Source organism: Paracoccus sp. 22332 (genome assembly GCF_052045125.1).
GTDB classification, from domain to species: Bacteria; Pseudomonadota; Alphaproteobacteria; order Rhodobacterales; family Rhodobacteraceae; genus Paracoccus; species Paracoccus haematequi_A.
Genome location: NZ_JBQEOI010000110.1, coordinates 1 through 1,550 on the forward strand (window position 1 = coordinate 1; position 1,550 = coordinate 1,550).

Sequence of the window (1,550 nt, forward strand, 5' to 3'; positions counted from 1 at the left end):
TTCATGGCGTGATCTCCCTGGCGGTTGCCGCCGCCGGTTGGGTGGGTGTTGGTTCACCCGGAGATTACGCCGCCAGACAATTTCTACCACTTCCGAGACACGACCATCATTGGCAATCAATGGGTCAATATCAGTGCGGTCGGGAGATAGGCCAAGCGGTTGCTTCACAGCATTGTAGAGGCCCTGCACATCCTTTTTTGCAGGAAGAGGTTGCCCGAGTTCGACAAGAATTGACCGGCATACGCTTTCGATCGTGCTACACGCGGCGGTTACAGCATCCTCGGGGTCGGTCTGGCTGCTGGCAAGGGCGCGGTCCAGATCCCGGCTCACCGTATCGAAGTCGATTACCTCTGATAGACCAGCAAGCTCTGCGAGAACAGGCACACCTTTGCCTGCTTCTAGAAGGCGTATCCGAGTGCCTTGCTGTTGCAGCTCAAAGCCGTCGAAGCGAAGGGCGCGATTGAGATAGTCCAGCACGGCATTGTGACGTTCAGGTTCATGGCTGAAGTCGCGAGGATCGGCGGCTGCTTCGATGATCCTTGTAAGGTGCGGCGGTGCCTCGAAGCCGTTGTTAAGTCTGTTGAGACATTTCACAAGCGACGGGACGCGAGAACCTTCGACTGTAAAGGCGACATTGCATCCCCGCATAAATTTTTCGAGTTTTGGCCCACTGCGGTAGAGGCCAACAGGAGGTGTCAGGTCGTTGCCGCCACCCCCGCTGATGATCTCGGCGATAGCATCGATGCTTTGAGGCGATAGCGGAAACGGCATGGTTGAAAATCGTCTTTTCGATGAAGCAGGTTGATGTTGCCATCATGTATGGCGGGCATAACGGAATATCCCTTGGCGGGAGCTTGTTCAGATTATGCCACGTCAGTTTTAGAGAAATCATAGCCCTTGTAGAGTAAGGGGACATGGTAGGCTTTGGCGCAGGCATAGGACAAAGCATCGCCCATGTTGAGTTGCGCCGGATGCCCGACCATCTTGCCATAGACTGACAGCGCGCGGATCGCCTCGGCGCCCATGCTGCCCGTGATGTGCATTTCCTTGGCTTCAAGCGCCTTCAGCAGCTCATCGACAAGATCCGTCGCGGCGGCAAAGTCCTCGGCTGTCGCCGGGCCTTTGCCGCGCCGCTCGACACGCTTGCGCACAAGGGCAAGTGTCGCTTCCAGGCGCACGATGGGCGAATAGCGCAGGGTGCCGCGCGTGGCCTCCATCGCCTTCAGGAACGCGGGGCCATCTTCTTCCTGCAACAGCACGGCGGCGACAACGCTGGCGTCGAGAAACATCAGTCCTCGCCCCACTGTTCGTCCATGAATGCCTTGTCCGCTGCAATGTCGCTGCCGCTGGACTGAGAACGGCGGTGAGAAACTAGTCCACGGAAGCGGCGGCATGGAGCTGCTGCGGGCGGCGTAAAAGTCGTCCACCCTTTCCCTTTCTGCGGCAGCAGGGAGGGCGCGAGGATTTTCAGCGTGGAACTATATCTCAGGGTTCGCCAGGCCTGCGCGGCGGGCATGAGCCAGCGTCAGGCGGCGAAGGCCTTCAACATC

The 1,550-nt window shown here is 58.4% G+C and carries 2 protein-coding genes; both read right to left on the bottom strand.

What is annotated here, in order from left to right:
• The coding region (locus ACTJI6_RS24005; RefSeq protein WP_440804271.1) for a hypothetical protein at nucleotides 1-771 on the bottom strand (771 nt) is incomplete at its 3' end.
• A 92-nt stretch (nucleotides 772-863) separates the two neighbouring features.
• Nucleotides 864-1,289: a type II toxin-antitoxin system VapC family toxin gene (locus ACTJI6_RS24010; RefSeq protein ID WP_440804273.1), complete on the bottom strand. Its 426-nt coding sequence runs from the start codon at nucleotides 1,287-1,289 to the stop codon at nucleotides 864-866.
• Nucleotides 1,290-1,550: the final 261 nt, after the last annotated feature.